Genomic DNA, 14,822 nt, shown 5'->3' on the forward strand with positions numbered 1-14,822 from the left:
AGTTCGGCATGCGGATCAACTGCGTCGGCGGCGGACCCGCCGGCCTGTACTTCGCGGTACTGGCGAAGCTGGCCGACCCCACGCACGAGGTGACCGTGCTAGAACGCAACCCGGCCGGAGTCACCTGGGGCTGGGGGGTGGTCTTCTGGGACGACCTGCTCGACGACCTGTTCCGCTACGACCCGGTCAGCGCCCGCCGGATCTGGGACGCCTCCTGCCAGTGGGACGAGTACGAGGTGCGCGCCGCCGGCAAGGCGGCGACCCACCTCGCCGGCTACGGCTTCAGCCTCGGCCGCAAGGTCCTGCTCGACATCCTCACCCAACGGGCGACCGAGCTCGGCGTCGACGTCCGCCACCGCGACGAGCTGACCGACGAGTCCGGCCTGCCGGACGCCGATCTGGTGGTGGCCTGCGACGGCGCCGGCAGCCGGATCCGCGAGCGGTACGCCGAGCACTTCGGCACCGACATCGAGGTCGGCCGCAACAAGTACATCTGGCTCGGCACTCGGCAGGTCTTCAAGACGTTCACCTTCGGCTTCGAGCGGACCGAGGCCGGCTGGATCTGGTTCCACGCGTACCCGTTCAACTCCGAGACCAGCACCTTCATCGTGGAGTGCGCCCCCGAGACCTGGACGGCGCTGGAGCTCGACCGCCTCGACGCCCGGGAGGGCGCCGCCCGCCTGCAGGAGATCTTCGCGGCGCACCTCGACGGGCAGCCGCTGGTCGACCACCGCGCCGAGGTCGGCGGCACCGGCTGGCTCAACTTCCGCCGGCTCACCAACCAGCGTTGGGACCACGGCAACGTCGTATTGATGGGCGACGCCGCGCACACCACGCACTTCGCCATCGGCTCGGGCACCAAGCTGGCGATGCAGGACGCGATGGCGCTGGCCGACGCGGTGTCCTCAGGGGACGAACTCGCGGCGGCGCTGGAAAGATACGAACATCGACGAAAGGCGGCACTTGCGCCGCTGCAACGTGCCGCAAAGGCCAGTAGTGAATGGTTCGAACGAGTGCCAGACTACGTGGACCTTCCGGCGAAGCAGTTCTCCTATGCGCTGTCCGACCGGCGAGGCGAATATCCGATGTGGAGATATCTGCTGCACGTCGCGACACAGAGTGCGATTCCCCGCACGCTGCTGCGCTGGGCACTCAGCGCACGCCGGTGGAGCCGAGCCCGACGGAGGCCGGGCGCTTCGCGCACCACCCAGGCCGGTCGCCCGACGCAGCGGTACGGGGTGAGACCCAGACCTGCAAAGGGGTGACGAATGGCCGGAGCCGCCCTGCTTGAGCCCGATGACGCCGCGTGGACCGACGCGCTGAGCCGGATCAGGCACGACGTGTACCACCTTCCCGAGTACGTGCGCATCGACGCCGGGCTCTCCGGCGGCACTCCGGCCGCCCTCCGATATGACGACGCGGGCCATGTCCTGCTGCTACCCCTGGTCCTGCGCGCCGTGCCGGACACCGATCTGCGGGACGCGATCTCCCCGTACGGATACCCCGGTCCGGTCAGCGACACCGCCGATGCGGCCTTCTGGTCACGCGCCGTGGATGCGATGGCCGAGTCGCTGCGCACGCGGGGCGTCATCACGGCGTTCGTCCGGCTGCATCCGCTGCTGGAGGCCCCGGCCGCCGCCCTGGCACATGCAGGCACGGTCGTGCAGCACGGCGAGACGGTCTCGGTGGACCTCTCGCTGACGCCGGAGGAGATGTGGCACCAGACCCACCGCACGCATCGCAACCAGATCAACAAGGCCCGCCGGGCCGGCGTCTCGATCGTCTTCGACGACTGGGACCGCTTCGCCGAGTGGATCGCCACCTACCACGCCACCATGCGCCGGGTCGGCGCGACGGACTTCTACTTCTTCACCTCGGAGCACTTCCACCGGCTCCGCGCGGCGCTCGGCGACCACGTGCACCTGGCGGTGGCGCTGTCCGCGGAGGGCGAACTGCTCGGCGGCAACCTGTTCTTCGAGTACGGCGGGATCATGCACACCCACCTGCAGGCGACCCGGGACGGCAGCACGTACTACGCGGACAAGCTGCTCTACGACGAGGTACGCCGCTGGGGCCGGGACCGGGGCGACACGGTTTACCACCTCGGCGGGGGTCTCGGCGGCGCGGCCGATTCGCTGTTCGCGTACAAGGCGGCGTTCGCCGCGGGCCGGCACGCCTTCCACACCTGGCGGGTGGTCACGGATCCGGACGCCTTCGAGAAGCTGGCGGGCCCGCCTTCGCCGGCGGCGATGGAGGGCCGCTTCCCGCCGTACCGCTGAGGTCCGGTTTTCACGCTATCGATGGGTGTCTGGATTGTCACTGCCTGCAACCATGTATCAATGGCGATGGATCGTGGTGGGCGCCGTGCGGCGCGCGGGGTAGCCGTCACCGGCCTGGTGGCCGGCGCCGTGCTGCTGACCGCCCTGCTGGGGGCGGCGACGAACCTGCTCACCGGCCTGCCGGCCATCCAGCGCTGGGTACAGGCGCAGAGCGCGATGATGCTCGGGCAGGCGACCTGCGGCCTGGTCCTGCTGGTCGGTGTGCTCGCCGTGCTGCAACACCGGCTCGCCAGCGCCGAACCCGCCGCGGCGGCCGGCGCGGTCCGCGACCCGTTGCCGCCCGCGCACTACGGTCGCATATGGAACGTGGCGCAGCCCGTGGCCTCCTTCACCGGCCGGGACAGCGAGCTGGCGGCGCTGGACGAGGCCGTACGCGGCGGCGGGCGCCTGGTCCTGTCCGGCCTGCCCGGGATGGGAAAGACCCAGCTCGCGCTCGCCTGGACGCACCTGCGCGCCGCGGACGCCACGCTGGCCTGGCAGATCCAGGCCGGTGACCGGCTCACCGTCCTCGCCGGCCTGGCCCGGCTCGCCGACCGGCTCGGCCTGGCCGGCGACACCGACCAACAGCGCGCCCGCGCCGTGGCGGAGCGCCTCAGCTCGATCGACGGCTGGGTGCTGCTCTTCGACGACGCGTCGCCCTCGACGATCCGTGGGCTGCTGCCCGCCCGGGGCGGCACCGTCCTGCTGACCTCGCGCAACCCGAACTGGGCGGAGGTCGCCGTGCCCTTCGAAGTCGGGCCGTTCCCGCCGGCGGCCGCGGCCCGGTTCCTGACGCCGGGCGCCGCAGCGGCCGACGAGGCCGCCGAGCAGCTGGCGCGACGGCTCGGCTACCTCCCGCTGGCGCTGGCGCAGGCCCGCGGGTACTGTGCCGCCACCGGCCGCACGACCGGCGCCTACCTCGCCGACTACCGGCGGCTGCTGGCTCACGCCGACAGCGACTCGGCACGTGCCGCGGTCACCACCACGCTGTCCCTGGCCATGGCGCAGGCGAGACGGCGGAGTCCGGCCGCCGGGCAGCTGATGGCGCTGCTGTGCCAGCTGGCACCCACCGACATCCCGATCGACCTGCTGACCGCCTTCCCGGACCTCCTGCCGCGCCGGCTGCGACGCGCCGCGGCCGGCGGCAGGCCGGGTATCGACGCCCTGGTCACGGTGCTGGCCGAACTGGGGCTGGTGTCGCTGGGCCGACCTGGGCTCCTGCGCATCCACGAGCTGACCGGCGACCTGCTGCGCGACCCGGCCGGCAGCGCGAACCTCGGCGGCGGCCGGTCCCGCGCGGCCACGAACCGGCTGTCCGCGATCGCCCTGCGGCTCGTCTGCCGGGCCGTTCCGGAGGACTTCGCCAACCCCGCCACGTGGGAACGCTGGGCGCTGCTGCTGCCCCATGCCCAGGTGCTGGCCGACCGGCACCCGCCGGTCACCCACGCCGTCGCGATGCTGCGGCTGGCCTGCGGGCGGTACCTCTACGTCCGGGGCGAGCACGCCACCGCCGCCCGCCTGTTCACGCAGGCGCTGGACGGCTGCCGGCGGCTGCTGGGCGAGCGCCACTCGGACACGCTGACCGCCATGAGCAACCTGGCCCGGACGCTGCACGACCGGGGCGAGCTGGAGCAGGCGCGGCGGCTGCACGGACAGGCCCTGGCGGCCCGCCGCGAGGTGCTCGGTGACCTGCACCCGGACACCCTGACCTCGGTCTGCAACATGGCTCGGGTCCTGCATGACCAGGGCGACCTCGACCAGGCTGGGCGACTGCACGAGGAGGCGCTCACCGTCCGGCGCCGCGTGATCGGCAAGCTGCACCCGGACACGCTCACCTCGATGTGCAGCCTGGCTCGGGTCCGGCACGACCAGGGCGAGCTGGAGCAGGCACGGCGGCTGCACGAGCACGGCCTGGCCGCCCGCCGTGCGGTGCTCGGCGATCTGCACCCGGACACGCTCGCCTCGATCAGCAACCTCGCCCGGGTCCTGCACGACCAGGGTCACCTGGACCGCGCGCGGCGACTGCACGAAGACGCGTTCACCGCCCGCCACCGCATCCTCGGCGACCGGCACCCCGATACCCGGGCATCCGCGGGACACCTGGCCCGGATCCAGCGGGAAACGGGCCGGAGCTCCTGACGCCGAGCCTCACCCCTGCGCTACTCTCCGTAGACGCCGGATCGGTGCGCACTTCCGCCGATCGGCCCCATGCCGAGGGAGGTAACGGCATGAAGGACAAGGTCGTCATCGACCGCGACCAGGTCTGGCAGGTCATCGACTCGCAGCGGACGGCGCTGGCCGACCTGCTGGATGACCTCTCCGACGACGAATGGCGGCAGCCGTCGCTGTGTGCCGGGTGGACGGTCCGGGACGTGGCCGCCCACCTGACGCTGCAGCAGCTCGGCCTCACCGACGTGATCCCCATGCTGGCCAGGTGGCGCGGAAGCATGGACCGCACGATCCAGGATGCCGCCCGCCGGCGCGCCACCGCGTTGTCGACCGGGCAGCTCATCGCCGGGATCCGCGGCATGGTCGGTTCCCGGCGCCGCAACCTCGGGGTCACCCACCTCGAACCCCTCATCGACATCCTCGTCCACGGACAGGACATCGCCATCCCGCTCGGCCGCCGCCACGACATGCCGCCGGCCGCCGCGGCCGTCGCGGCCGACCGGGTGCTGTCGATGCGGTGGCCACCGCCCGCTCCCGCGACCCGGAAGGTGACGGGGTTCCGGCTCACCGCCACCGACACGCCGTGGTCCGCCGGCGAAGGGCCGGAGGTCCACGCACCGATGGCGGCGCTCCTGCTGGTGTGTACCGGACGCCTCGCCGCGCTACCGCAACTGTCCGGCGACGGCGCCGCGGATCTCACCGCCCGCCTCTCGCGGTGACCGAGCCGCGGCAGTCCTTCAGCCCTTGTGCTGGGTGAAACGGATGGGGTTCCCGAACGGGTCACGCATGCCGCAGTCGATTCCGTACGGGCGCTCGGTGGGTTCCTCGGTGAACTCGACGCCGAGGCCGAGCAGCGTCTCGTAGGTCTTGCGGCAGTCGTCCGTGCTGAAGATCAGAGTGCCGCCCATCGCGCCCTTGGTCACCAGCTCGCGGACCTGCTGCGCCGTCTCCTCGGACATCTGCGGGCCACCGGGCTTCTGCAGCAGGACCTGGCGGTCCGGGTGACCGGGGACGTTGACGGTCAGCCAGCGCATGAAGCCCAGGTCGACGTCGGTGTTGACCTCGAGGCCGAGCTTGCCGACGTAGAAGTCGAGGGCCTCGTCCTGGTCGAGAACGTAGATCTGTGAGTGTGTGATCGCGGTGAACATGCTCATCACGCTACTGACCGGCCCGGACGAAAACTTATCCAAAACTGCTCAGCCGTACGGATGATCAGGCGCTCGGCCGGGTCCATGCCATCGTGAAGCAGGTCGGTACACCCGTGGTCGCCGCATCCCGGCGGTACGCCCGCGGTGACCGGCCGACGATCTCGCGGAACGTGCGGCTGAAGGTTCCCAGGCTGCCGAAGCCGACCTGGTAGCAGATGTCCGTCACGCTGCTCTCGGTCTCCCGCAGCAGGAACATCGCGCGTTCGACACGGCGGCGCTGCAGGTAGCGGTGCGGCGTCTCGCCGAACGTGGCCCGGAAGGTGCGGGTGAAGTGCGCCTGCGACACGTGCGCGATCCGCGCCAGGGCCGCGACGTCCAGCGGCTGCGCGTAGGCGCGGTCCATCGCGTCCCTGGCGCGCAGCATGCGACGGTTGGTCTCCTCGACGGCACGGCCCACGACGCCATCACATCACGTTCCGCGCGTCCGGGGCGGTCAGCGGTCGCGGTATGCGGCCAGGCCGCCGAGTTCCTCGCTGGCGATGAAGACCGACCGCACGTTGATGATGGCCTCCTCGACGTGGGCGGGGCAGCCCCACGCCGCGTCACCCCACGAGTCGGCGATCTTGATCTCGGCCGGCGCGGTGCATCCGGAGGAGCCGCCGAGCTGGCAGCGTTCGGGGTGCGGCGTGGGTGCCTGCGCGGCCGCGGCGGCGCGCATCCGGGCGGCGAGCTCCGCGGCCGCGGCGGCGCGCTGTTCGGCGTCGGCGCGCAGTTCGCGCTCCGCGCGTACCGCCGTGGCCAGGTCGTCGAGTGCCGCCTTGGCGCGCGCCTCGGCGGCTCGCTGCGCCTGCTCGGTGTGGTGGCGTTCGATGGCGAGGGCCGCGGTGTCGGCGAAGACCCGGGCCAGGGCCAGGTCGGCGTCCTGCGGGATGCGCGGGGTGCGGTGGTACATGGCGAAGGTGCCCAGCAGGCCGCCGTCGCGGGCCAGGATCGGCGTGGACCAGCACGCGGCCAGTCCGGCCCGGCCGGCCAGGTCCCGGAAGTCGGCCCAGAACGGGTCGGTGGCGATGTCGGTGACGATGACCGGTTCCCGCCGGTGCGCGGCGGTGCCGCAGGAGCCGACGGCTTCACCGGTGGCGATCCCGTCGATGGCCTGGTTGTAGAAGTCTGGCAGGCTGGGTGCGGCGCCGTGGCGCAGGTGCCGGCCGTCGGGGTCGGCCAGCAGGACGGAGACGAGCACCTCCTGGGGTGCGAGCTTCTCGATGCAGCGGGCCATCCCGTCGAGCACCTCGGCCAGGGGCGCCTGGCGGGCGATCTGCTCCAGCAGCGCACGGTGCTCGGCCATCAGCTGCTGGGCCTGCTTGACCTGGGTGGTCTCCACGCCGATCACCCGGATCCCGGTGACGTTGCCGTCGGTGTCCCGGCGCGGCTCGTAGGTGAGGTCGAAGAACGCCTCCCGCGCGTGCGGGCCGGATCCGAGCACGACCCGGACGTCGCGGCCGGTGTAGGGCTCCCCCGTGCGGTAGACCTGGTCCAGCAGCGCGATGATGCCCTGACCGGCCAGTTCCGGCACCAGTTCGGCGAGGGCGACCCCGGTGCGAGCCCGTTCTTCTCCGATGGTGGCGAAGAACGCCGCGTTCGCCGTCTCGACCAGGTACTCCGGCCCCGCAAGCGACGCGAAGACGGCGGTGGAGTGCCCGAACAAGGCCCGCAGATCCTCCTCCGCCGCCTGCCCGGCGGGCGCCGGATCCGCGGCAGGGTGCCGCCGGCCTGATACCGCCGTCATGTCGTGGCCTGCCTCTCGTCCGCGGATGCGTGCAATGATCCATGACGCACCGCCCGGCCGCAGGGAACGCCCCCGAGATCGGCGCCCCGCCGGACCTATGCCGGTTCGTGCAGCAGATCCAGGCCGGCGCGCTGGGCCGGGGTCAGGTGGAGTTGCCCCGCGGCGACGTTCTCCTCGAGGTGGTCGACGCGGGCGGTGCCGGGGATCGGGAGCATGACCGGCGAACGGCTCAGGAGCCAGGCGAGCGCGACCTGGGTGGCGGTGGCGCCGGCCTCGGACGCCACGGCGGCGATCCCCGCCTTCGCCCCCGACGTGCCCGCCGGGCGAGCGTCACCGAGGCCTCGCGGGCATCGCCCGGCCCGGTCGGCAGCCGCATGGCACCGAACCCGAGCCGCCGTACCTCCAGGTCTCCGCCGATACGGAATGCCGTCGCGGTCATTCGTCTCCCCCGTCGAGGCAAGCCTAACGGCGCTCCGGCGCTCGTTAAGCTGGCGGGATGGTTCGGCATGAGCTGCTGCGGCTGCGAGCGCGGGCGCAGGCCGAGGCGGCGACACTGGCCCAGGATCTGGAGGCGCTGTTCGCGGCGTCGCGGGATTCGAACGCCGACGACGAGCACGACCCGGAGGGCGCCACCATCGGCTTCGAACGCGCCCAGCTGACCGCGCTGCTGGCCGCCGCACGGGAACGGGTCGCCGAGGTCGACGACGCGCTGCGCCGGGTGGACGCGGGGACCTACGGCGTCTGCGAACGGTGCGGGCGGCCGATCGCCGAGGAACGGCTCGCCGCGCGGCCGTTCGCCCGCTGCTGCATCGCGTGCGCATAGGGCATCCCGATCACGCGGTCACTCGAAGAGTTCCCCTATCCGGTCCTGGAAGGTGAGCACCGAAAGCACGCCGAACAGCAGGAAGGACCAGATCAGCGCGCCGAGGCGGACGCCGCGGATGCGGATCGGCTCGGGCAGGATGCGCCGGTTGATCAGGATCAGCAGGGCGGAGTAGATGAACATCATGAAGCCGCCCACCACCGCCGAGATCACCAGCAGCACGATGGGCTGGCTGAAGCCGGCCAGCAGGACCGCGATGCCGATCAGGACCAGGCCCCAGACCAGCGCGGCGTACACCTTGCTCTCGTTGGCGTTGCGGGCGTACGAGGTCTTGATGACGTCGGCGGCCATCCGGCTGGTGTAGTCGACGATGCCGAGCGCCGCCGCGAACAGCGAGAATGCGCCGATGATCCAGAACAGGTACTGGAACCACGGGCCGACCCGGTCGGCGAGGACCTGGCCCTCGGTCTGCAGGAAGGCGATGTTGTTCTCCAGGCCCTCGCGCCCGAACACGGTGGAGAAGGCGAGCAGCGAGGTGAACAGGATCGTCACGAAGGTGATCAGCACGAACGTGGTGAGCTGCTCGACGTTGGCGAACTTCCACCAGCCGCGCCAGCGCCGCAGGTTGTCCGGCGTCGGCTCGAAGACGTATCCGGTGCTCGGCGCCGCCTCCGGCTGGCCGGTCACCGGGCTGACGAGCCGCGGCACGTACGTGCCCATGCCGTAGCCCTTGTCCCGGATCCAGTTGGACTGCACCAGGTTCTGCCCGCCGCCGGCGCCCGCGAAGGCGAGCGCGCCGAGCAGCAGCGCGAAGCCCAGCTCGTCGATCGGAAGCCGCGGCTGCGTCACCACCTGCGGCAGATCGCTCCAGGCCGCCGCGCCGATCGCGAAGATCGCCGCGATCACGAAGAACGTCAGCACCGCCGCGACCTTCAGCATCTGCGTCTTCTCGAGGGCGACGTAGACCACGGGCGCCAGGGTGAGGACCAACCCGACGACCACCAGCATGCCGATGGCGATCGCGGTGCGGTTGCCGCCGAAGATGTACGTGGTGAGCGTGGCCGAGCTCGTCACCCACCCGGGCCACAGGTTCGCGAAGTAGGTGAGGATCGCGAAGAACAGCCCCCAGTGCCGCCAGTACCGGCTGAACCCGGTCAGCGCGGTCTCGCCGGTGGCGAGGGTGTACCGCTCGATCTCCATGTTGAGGAAGTACTGCGTGACCAGGCCGACCAGCGCCGCCCAGACGAAGACCAGCCCCACCTGGGAGGCGATGTACGGGAACAGCACGAACTCGCCGGAGGCCAGGCCGACCCCGGCGGCGATGATGCCCGGGCCGATCAGCCGCCAGTAGCGGCGCGGCTCGTCCGGCATGTCGCGGATCTGCGGACTGGGAAGGTTGCGGGTGGGGAAGGCCGCGGCCACCCCGGCCGGTGTGGTCTCGCCGGCGTTGCCCACGTCGTCGGTGGTCGACACAGCAGCTCCTCGGTCGGGCCTCCTACCCTCCCCGCGACCACTTTGGTGTGTCAAGGGTCACAGTCACGCGTTCACCGGACGGCCTGCGACGCCGGGGCGAACGCGGTCAGCACCTCGGCGATCCGGCGGATCTCGGCCGGGCCGCACCGGTGGTCGACCGGCACGGTCAGCATCCGCTCGGCGAGGTAGGCCGCCTCCTCATCGCCGCTCCAGAGTCCGGCGCGGTCCTGCTGCCAGTGCACGGGTGCGAAGATCCCGTGCCCGGCGAGGTGGCCGCGCAGGGCGTCGCGAATCTCCTCCGAGGGGCACACGAGCTGCACCCGGAACGGCGCCGCGTCGGCCGGCCCGCCGGTCAGGACCCGCCAGGCGGGGCCCTGCCCGGGCAGGGCAGCGATCAGCGCCCGGGCGTTGCCGGTGCTCGCCGCGCGCAGTCCCGCCACGTCCAGCAGCGGCAGCGTCGCCACGGTGACGGCGCTGGCCGGGCCGCCGCTGCCGAGCAGGGCGTACTCGCCCTGCTGTTGCAGCGAGCGGAAGCCCTCCTTGCCGATCGGCCGGCCGCCGAGCCAGGCCGACTTCAGCAGCATCGCGGCCAGCTTGAGCTGGGCGCCCGGGCTCTCCTCGCCGCGCGGCCGGGGCAGGTCGAGCCCGCGCGGTGACCACAGCAGGCCACCGTCGGGCAGCGGCAGCGTCTTGCGCAGCGAGGCGACGGCGTACGCCGCGGTGCTTTCGCGCGCCCAGGTGCCGAACGGATCGTGCGAGTGGTCCTCCACGACGTGCACGCGCGCGTGTTCCTCCCGCCAGGCGTCCCACGGCTCGCGTACGTCGCGGCCGAACAGGTTCTGGGCGAGCACGACGTCGCCGGGCTCGGCGTGCAGCGTCTGGAAGCAGGGGCCCTGCCCGTCCGGCAGGTGCCGGTACCAGGCGATCGGTGCCTCCGCCGAGAGCGCCTCCGCGACGCCCATGCAGAAGTACGACGGCATGTGCAGCCGGCCGCCGGGCGCCAGCAGGCGCAGCACGGCGATCAGCGCGCCGCAGCCGGTGGCGAACAGCGCGTGCCGGTCCGGCAGCCACCGCGGCAGGCCGCCGCCCTGCTCGGCGCCGAGCAGGACGCCGGGGTCCCAGTGGAATTCCGAACCGACCTCGCGGGGTGGTTCAGGCGGCACGGCGCACGTCCACGTCCTGCGCCCGGCGGATGTTGAGCTCGTCGACGTGCACGGGAGCCTCGTCGCGCCGCAGGGTGGCGACCGTGAGCCAGAGGATCCGCAGGTCCAGCACCGGCGACCAGTTGTCCACGTACCACCGGTCCAGCGCGAAGCGCTGCGGCCAGTCGATGTCGTCGCGGCCGTTGACCTGGGCCCACCCGGTGATTCCCGGCTTGACCTCCAGGCGCCGCCGGTCCTCGGCGGAGTAGTTGGCGGCCTGCGGCAGCACGTCCGGCCGGGGACCGACCAGCGCCATCTGCCCGCGTACCACGTTGACCAGCTGCGGCAGCTCGTCGAGGCTGGTGCGGCGCAGGAACCGGCCGCAGCGGGTGATCCTCGGGTCGTTCTCCACCAGGCCGAACGGGTCGCTGATGCCGAGCTTCGCGCTGAGCGCAACGGAGCCGTGCACCATCGAGCGGAACTTCAGCATCCGGAACGGCACGCCGTCGCGGCCGGCCCGGTCCTGGACGAACAGGATGCCCTTGCCGTCCGCGATCCTGATCCAGGCCGCGACCGCGAGGATCACCGGAGACAACAGCACCAGGGCGAGGGCGGCGGCCAGGCGGTTCAACAGGTCCCAGAGCAGGCGTACGGGTTCCACGGGCGCACTCCTTCGGCTAGAGCGACTCGACGGTGGGTCCGGTCAGGCGGTGGCGGGTGTCCAGCACGTAGCGGGCGTGGCGCACGACGAGGTCCAGGTCGAACGCGTCGTGGTCGGCGAGCAGCACCACGGCGTCGGCCGCGGCGATCTGCTCCTCGGTCAGCGCGACCCGCACGACCCGCTGGTCGACGTGGGCGTCCTCGACCACGTGCGGGTCGGCGGCGCGGACCTCGGCGCCCATGTCCAGCAGCAGCGAGGCGACCCGCCGCGCCGGAGATTCGCGGGCGTCGCCGGTGTTCTTCTTGTACGCCAGCCCGAGCAGCAGCACGGTCGAGCCGTTGACCGCCTTGCGGTGCCGGTTGAGCGCGGTGACCAGGCGCCGCGCGACGTAGTCCGGCATGTGGTTGTTGATGTCGTTGGCGAGCTCGACGAAGCGGAAGCTCTGCCCGAGGGTCCGCTGCACCCGCCAGGACAGGTACGACGGGTCGATCGGCAGGCAGTGGCCGCCGACGCCCGGGCCGGGCACGAACCGCAGGTAGCCGAACGGCTTCGACGACGCCGCCTCGATCGCCTCCCAGACGTCGATGCCGAGGTCGTGTGCGAACACCGCGAGCTCGTTGACGAGGGCGATGTTGACGTGCCGGAACGTGTTCTCGAGCAGCTTCGCCAGCTCCGCGACCTTGCAGTCGGAGACCGGCACGGTCTGCTCCACGACCGAGCCGTAGAAGGCCTGCACCCGCTCGAGGGAGGCCTCGTTGATGCCGGACACGACCTTCGGGGTGGTGACGAGGTTCCACTGCCGGTTGCCCGGGTCGATGCGCTCCGGGCTGTAGCCGAGGAAGAAGTCGGCGCCGGCGACCAGGCCGGAGCCCTCCTCGAGCAGCGGCGCGACCAGGTCGGTCGTGGTGCCGGGGTAGGTGGTCGACTCGAGCGCGACCGTGGCGCCCGGCCGCAGGTAGCGGGCCAGGGTCCGGGCGGACTCCTCGATGTAGTTGAGGTCCGGCGTGCCCTCGCGCAGCGGGGTCGGCACCGCGATGACGGCGACGTCGAAGCCCGCGCAGGCGCGCGGATCCGACGACGGCTGGAAGGCGCCGCTGTCGAGGATCTCCTGCAGCTCGGCCGACGACACGTCGTCCACGTAGGACTCACCGGCGGCGAGCCGCTTGATCCGCTCGTCGTCGACGTCGAAGCCGACGACCGTGTGGCCCACCTGGGCGGCGCGGACGGCCAGCGGCAGCCCCACATATCCCTGACCGGCGATGACGACCCGCATGGGCCTGCTCTCCTTCTTCTTCCGGGTGCTCACGGTTGCCGTCCCGGCCGTACGGTGAATTCGGGCTGGCGCGGCGGCGGCGCCGTACGGTTGCGGCCGGCGGCGCGGTTGCGGCCGGGCCGCGACACCACGGCCGGCGGGCTCGCCTCGCGGGCGGCCGACAACGCCGGGCTCTCGGCGAGCCAGCGCAGGACGGCGATCAGGTCGGTACGCGGCACGGTGGGGTCGAGCAGCGAGAGCACGGCGCCGTCGAGCGGCGGCACCGGAGCCTGCGAGATCAACGGGTGGTTCGGCCGGTGATCGGGTTCGTCCGGGCCGAGCAGGATCTCCTGCAGCTTCTCCCCCGGGCGCAGTCCCGTGTAGACGATCTGGATGTGCCGGTCGGCCGCGTCGGCGAGCCGGCGGGCGACGTCGGCGATGCGCACCGGCTCGCCCATGTCCAGGACCAGCACCTCGCCCGTGCTGTCGAGGGCGCCGGCCTGGATGACCAGGCGCACGGCCTCCTGCACGGTCATGAAGAAGCGCGAGACCTCGGGGTCGGTGACGGTGATCGGGCCGCCCGACTCGACCTGCGCCGTGAAGGCCGTCAGGACGGAGCCGCGGCTGCCGAGCACGTTGCCGAACCGGACGCTGCAGTAGGTGCCGGGTGCGGACTCGTCGGCGGCCGCGGTGAGCCGCTCGGTGATCCGCTTGGAGTAGCCGAGCACGCTTGTCGGCTCGGCCGCCTTGTCGGTCGATATGTTCACCAGCCGGTCGACGCCGTGGCGCAGCGCGGTCTGGAGGATCTGGTACGTGCCGATGATGTTGGTCTTGAGCGCCTCGGAGGGGTGCATCTCCAGCAGCGGCAGGTGCTTGAGGGCCGCCGCGTGGAACACCACCTGCGGCCGGTGCTCGGCGAACACCTCGTCGAGGCGCTGCTGGTCCCGGATGTCGGCGACGACCAGGTTGCGGTCGTCGAGCATCGCGCGGCCGTCCAGCGACAGCTGCACGGCGTGGAGCCCGGACTCGTCGCGGTCCAGCATGACCAGGCGGGCCGGGTGGAAGCGGGCGACCTGGCGGCACAGCTCGGAGCCGATCGAGCCGCCGGCGCCGGTGACGAGGACCCGGCGCCCCTCGAGATAGCCGGCCACCGCGGCCAGGTCGATGCCGATCTCCCGCCGGCCGAGCAGGTCCGCGTGGCTGACGGGACGGATGTCCTCCACGCTGACGGTGCGGCCGAACAGTTCGACGACGGGCGGCACGACCTTCAGGTCGACGTTGAGCGGCTGGGCCAGTTCGGTCAGCTCCCGGACGAGTTCGGCGCTCGCGCTGGGGATCGCGATGAGCACCGCGTCGGCGCGGAACCGCCGGACGACCTCGGCCATGGCGTGCCGGTTGCCGGCCACCGGAACGCCCATCAGCCGCAGGGTGCGCTTGGCCGGATCGTCGTCGAGCAGGGCGACCGGGACGTACGGGCTGAACGGGCTGCGCAGCATGGCGCGGATGACCTGGGCCGAGCCCTCGCCCGCGCCCATCACGACGACGCGGGTGCCGTGCTCCGGCGAGGGCCGCAGGCGGTGGTCGTGCAGCAGCCGCGCGGCGTAGCGCACGCCGGCCGCCAGGACCAGGGCGATCAGGCCCGCCGCGATGATGGCCGAGCGCGGCACGAGCCGGCCGACGAGGGTGTCCAGGATGAACACCACGGGGGTGGTGAGCGCCGCGGTCTTCGCCAGCGCGGCGATCTCCTCGAAGCAGCCGTAGGACCAGCGGCCGGTGTAGAGCCCGAACTGCAGTCCGGCGACGGTGTGCACGATCGCGGCCAGCGAGGCCAGCACGAGCAGCCCGGTGGCGTCGACCGCGGCGAGGTCTCCGTCGTGGCGCAGCAGCGTGGCGATCAGCAGCGCCACGGCCAGCGCCATCGCGTCGGCGGCGGCCCGGGCGGCCCGGACGGGCAGCGCCGCGAGCAGCCACGGCGGTGTCCTGGAGCCGGCGGGGGCGCCCGTGACGTCGGTCGGCGTCGGTCGCCGTACCTGCATGAATTCCTCCCCGT

At 72.3% G+C, this 14,822-nt stretch carries 13 protein-coding genes and 1 pseudogene; 5 read left to right on the forward strand and 9 right to left on the reverse strand.

From position 1 onward, the window contains the following. Window positions 1-8 precede the first annotated feature (8 nt). The 4 genes from AB0B58_RS33130 to AB0B58_RS33145 all read left to right on the forward strand — a co-directional run bounded on the left by AB0B58_RS33130 (window position 9) and on the right by AB0B58_RS33145 (window position 5,206). Window positions 9-1,265 (forward strand): FAD-dependent monooxygenase, encoded by a 1,257-nt coding sequence (locus tag AB0B58_RS33130; RefSeq protein WP_360231840.1) that lies wholly within the window; start codon window positions 9-11, stop codon window positions 1,263-1,265. A gap of 3 nt (window positions 1,266-1,268) precedes the next feature. Next, window positions 1,269-2,279 carry a GNAT family N-acetyltransferase gene (locus AB0B58_RS33135; RefSeq protein WP_360231843.1) on the forward strand — a complete coding sequence of 337 codons (1,011 nt, stop codon included), beginning with the start codon at window positions 1,269-1,271 and terminating at the stop codon, window positions 2,277-2,279. Between the two features lie 60 nt (window positions 2,280-2,339). After that, window positions 2,340-4,457: a tetratricopeptide repeat protein gene (locus AB0B58_RS33140; RefSeq protein WP_360231846.1), complete on the forward strand. Its 2,118-nt coding sequence runs from the start codon at window positions 2,340-2,342 to the stop codon at window positions 4,455-4,457. A gap of 89 nt (window positions 4,458-4,546) precedes the next feature. Then, window positions 4,547-5,206 (forward strand): maleylpyruvate isomerase family mycothiol-dependent enzyme, encoded by a 660-nt coding sequence (locus tag AB0B58_RS33145; protein ID WP_360231849.1) that lies wholly within the window; start codon window positions 4,547-4,549, stop codon window positions 5,204-5,206. Between the two features lie 18 nt (window positions 5,207-5,224). Here AB0B58_RS33145 and AB0B58_RS33150 read toward each other — a convergent pair whose 3' ends face one another. From AB0B58_RS33150 to AB0B58_RS33165, 4 genes and pseudogenes are all read right to left on the reverse strand, one after another. Continuing rightward, window positions 5,225-5,641, reverse strand: a complete 417-nt coding sequence (locus tag AB0B58_RS33150; protein WP_360231852.1) for a VOC family protein — start codon at window positions 5,639-5,641, stop codon at window positions 5,225-5,227. Between the two features lie 58 nt (window positions 5,642-5,699). Further along, window positions 5,700-6,092, reverse strand: coding sequence for an AraC family transcriptional regulator (locus tag AB0B58_RS33155; protein ID WP_360231855.1), 393 nt, complete (start codon window positions 6,090-6,092; stop codon window positions 5,700-5,702). A gap of 36 nt (window positions 6,093-6,128) precedes the next feature. After that, window positions 6,129-7,421, reverse strand: coding sequence for a GAF domain-containing protein (locus AB0B58_RS33160; protein WP_360231858.1), 1,293 nt, complete (start codon window positions 7,419-7,421; stop codon window positions 6,129-6,131). Window positions 7,422-7,516: 95 nt separating this feature from the next. Further along, window positions 7,517-7,714: pseudogene (locus AB0B58_RS33165) on the reverse strand (aldo/keto reductase); the annotation flags it as partial. A 203-nt stretch (window positions 7,715-7,917) separates the two neighbouring features. Here AB0B58_RS33165 and AB0B58_RS33170 point away from each other — a divergent pair. Then, window positions 7,918-8,244 carry a TraR/DksA C4-type zinc finger protein gene (locus AB0B58_RS33170; protein ID WP_360231861.1) on the forward strand — a complete coding sequence of 109 codons (327 nt, stop codon included), beginning with the start codon at window positions 7,918-7,920 and terminating at the stop codon, window positions 8,242-8,244. 18 nt (window positions 8,245-8,262) lie between these two features. Here AB0B58_RS33170 and AB0B58_RS33175 read toward each other — a convergent pair whose 3' ends face one another. From AB0B58_RS33175 to AB0B58_RS33195, 5 genes are all read right to left on the reverse strand, one after another. Beyond that, window positions 8,263-9,717 (reverse strand): Nramp family divalent metal transporter, encoded by a 1,455-nt coding sequence (locus tag AB0B58_RS33175; RefSeq protein ID WP_360231864.1) that lies wholly within the window; start codon window positions 9,715-9,717, stop codon window positions 8,263-8,265. A gap of 71 nt (window positions 9,718-9,788) precedes the next feature. Continuing rightward, window positions 9,789-10,880 (reverse strand): hypothetical protein, encoded by a 1,092-nt coding sequence (locus AB0B58_RS33180; RefSeq protein ID WP_360231867.1) that lies wholly within the window; start codon window positions 10,878-10,880, stop codon window positions 9,789-9,791. After that, window positions 10,870-11,520 carry a sugar transferase gene (locus AB0B58_RS33185; protein ID WP_360231870.1) on the reverse strand — a complete coding sequence of 217 codons (651 nt, stop codon included), beginning with the start codon at window positions 11,518-11,520 and terminating at the stop codon, window positions 10,870-10,872. The genes AB0B58_RS33180 and AB0B58_RS33185 overlap by 11 nt, the downstream gene beginning before the upstream one ends. Window positions 11,521-11,536: 16 nt before the next feature. Then, window positions 11,537-12,793, reverse strand: coding sequence for a nucleotide sugar dehydrogenase (locus tag AB0B58_RS33190; RefSeq protein ID WP_360232122.1), 1,257 nt, complete (start codon window positions 12,791-12,793; stop codon window positions 11,537-11,539). Window positions 12,794-12,822: 29 nt separating this feature from the next. After that, on the reverse strand, window positions 12,823-14,808 hold the full coding sequence (locus AB0B58_RS33195) for a nucleoside-diphosphate sugar epimerase/dehydratase (RefSeq protein ID WP_360231873.1): 1,986 nt from the start codon (window positions 14,806-14,808) through the stop codon (window positions 12,823-12,825). Window positions 14,809-14,822: the final 14 nt, after the last annotated feature.

The organism is Actinoplanes sp. NPDC049118 (assembly GCF_040648555.1).
In the GTDB taxonomy this organism is placed as follows: domain Bacteria; phylum Actinomycetota; class Actinomycetes; order Mycobacteriales; family Micromonosporaceae; genus Actinoplanes.